Genomic DNA, 2226 nt, shown 5'->3' with positions numbered 1-2226 from the left:
CCTGCGCGAACGCCGCGGACCGGGCACGCGACCGTGGGTCTTGGAGGGGGTCGAGGTCGGTCGCGGACCCGACAACGAGCCCCTGGTGGAGTGTCGCCACCCGATCGGGTGGATCGCGGACGACGCGCTGACCGAGTGCGAGAAGCTCGTCGACGAGCACGCCGCCACCAGCTGGGGCCCGCTGGACCGCGAGGGTTAGCCCACGGTGAACTGCCTGCTCGCCCCGGTGAACGGGGTGATCGCGCCGGTCCAGCCGCTCTTCCAGTCGCCGTGGTGCACGATGCGGTACGTGCCCGCCGGGGTGTCGGCCGGGATCGTCCAGGTGATCGTGGCGTGGGAGTTCGCCACGCCCTCGCGCTGCCAGCGGTAGCGGGTGGACCAGTCGCCGTCGTCGGCGTGCCGGGTCCACCGGCCGTCCACCAGGCGCTGGACCTCCAGGAACGTGCCGTTGCGGTGCAGGTCGTTCTTCGGGTGGCCGGTGACGAACACCGCCGTGGCGGTCTGGCCGCGCGCGTAGCCGGCGGCGGGTTGGGTGAGCACCTGCCCGAAGGACTGCCACGGCGCCTTGTCGTCGAACACCACCCCGGTCTGGAGGTTGATCTCGGTGAACGGCGGCTTCCCCGGTGTCGGGCCGGGCGCGAGCGGTGTGCCTGCGCGCAGGGACGCGGCGAGCTTGGCGAACTCCTGCTGGTAGGCGGGCAGGGTGTTGCGGCCGAACAACGTGGAGCCGCCCTCGTACTGCTGGAGGTCGTACTCCTCCGGGGTGGTGATGTACTGGCTGTAGTCGTTGGCGTAGCCCTGCACGAGCACGTCCTCCAGCGGCACGCCCGCCTCGGCGGCCACCGCGCGCCGGATCCGCAACCCCGCCACGATGGTGACCTCACCGGGCACGGCGACCAGGTGCAGCGGCCCGATCCGCACGACCTGGAGCGGCAGGACGTTCGGCGTGGCCTGCACCAGGCCGGTGGGCACCAGCGACGCCTTCGGGTACTGGCAGTCGCGCAGCCACTGCGGCACCTCGACGTTCAGCGGCTCGAACAGCGCCTTCCACGGGCTGGTCATGCCCTCGCTGAACCCGGGGATCGCCGGGCCGTCCTCCACGCTGCCCGCCATGGTGGACGCGCCGACCACGCCGGGGCACGTCGTGCCGGGTCGCCCGTCGGTGGTGTACCGGCCGTCGACGGTCACCGCGGACATGTCCACGAACCGCATCCGGTAGTCCACTCCCCCGGTCACCGGCGTCTGCGGACCGGCGAACACCTGCTGGGCCTTGCGGTTCTGCCGCTCACCGATGATCCGGGTGTTCTCCACCTCGTCCTCGGTGGGCCCGGAGCCGGGGCGCAGGTTGAGGTTCGGCGACATGTCGCCCGCGTTGGTGTTGGGGAACGCGGCGACGAACCCGGGCCGGTCCTCCAGGTACCGCACGCCCCGGTCGTCGTGCTCCCACTGGTAGGACGCGTAGCCCTTGTTGTCCGGGCTGATCAGCGTGTTCTTGTTCGTCATCGACGTGTTGTGGGTGGCGAACCAGCTGATCGCGCCGACGTCCGCGCCGTTCTGCCGGAACCGCAGCACGGTCATCGACGGGTCGATGGCGTTCGGGAAGTTCGCCCTGTCCGCCGCGGGGTTGCGCTCGAACGCGACCCGCGAGCGGTTCACGCTGGCGTCGGTCAGTTGGCCGCGCCCGAGGGAGAGGTCGCCGGGCTTGAGGTCCTCGTGCGCCCGCACGACCGACTCCGCGATGCCGTCGGTGATCGCGGCCAGCGCCTGCGGCTGCATGCCGAGGATCGAGAGGTTGTAGGCGAGGTTGTGCGAGAAGCCGCCGGGGCCCGAGTGCGTGTGCGTGGCGGACAGCAGCACGTTCTCGCGGGTGTAGAGCGAGCCGTAGCGGGCCTGGAGCTTGGCCAGCACCCCCTCCTGCACCGCCCGGAACATCATCGCCAGGTCGGCGTTGACGTACGCGACGCGCTTGCCGGTGGCCTGGTCGACCACCACGTACGCGCGGGAGCGCTGGCGCTGGTGGATGCCGGTCGTCTTCTGGTCGAACGACGAGTAGCCCATCATCCCGTTCTCGGCGGCGGGACCGGTGACGTCGGAGATGCCCCGCCCGACCAGGTAGGGCTGCGACGCGGCGTCCGCCACCGGCGGTCCGACCACGACCAGCGCACCGAGCAGCGCGCCCACCAGCGCCGTTGCCGTCAACGACCGTCGAGAGACCCGCATCCGCAC

2 protein-coding genes are annotated in these 2226 nt (G+C 71.4%); one reads left to right on the top strand and one right to left on the bottom strand.

Annotation, left to right across the window (positions count from 1 at the left end; all coding sequences use genetic code 11):
• On the top strand, nucleotides 1–199 hold a 199-nt coding region (locus AB0G02_RS36155), incomplete at its 5' end, for a DUF6098 family protein (protein WP_360803768.1).
• Here AB0G02_RS36155 and AB0G02_RS36150 read toward each other — a convergent pair.
• A partial coding sequence (locus AB0G02_RS36150) for a neutral/alkaline ceramidase (protein ID WP_360803765.1) occupies nucleotides 196–2226 on the bottom strand: 2031 nt, incomplete at its 5' end. The genes AB0G02_RS36155 and AB0G02_RS36150 overlap by 4 nt on opposite strands.

This window comes from Actinosynnema sp. NPDC023658 (genome assembly GCF_040639995.1).
Taxonomy (GTDB): Bacteria; Actinomycetota; Actinomycetes; order Mycobacteriales; family Pseudonocardiaceae; genus Actinosynnema.
This window is presented reverse-complemented; position numbering and strand designations above follow the sequence as displayed.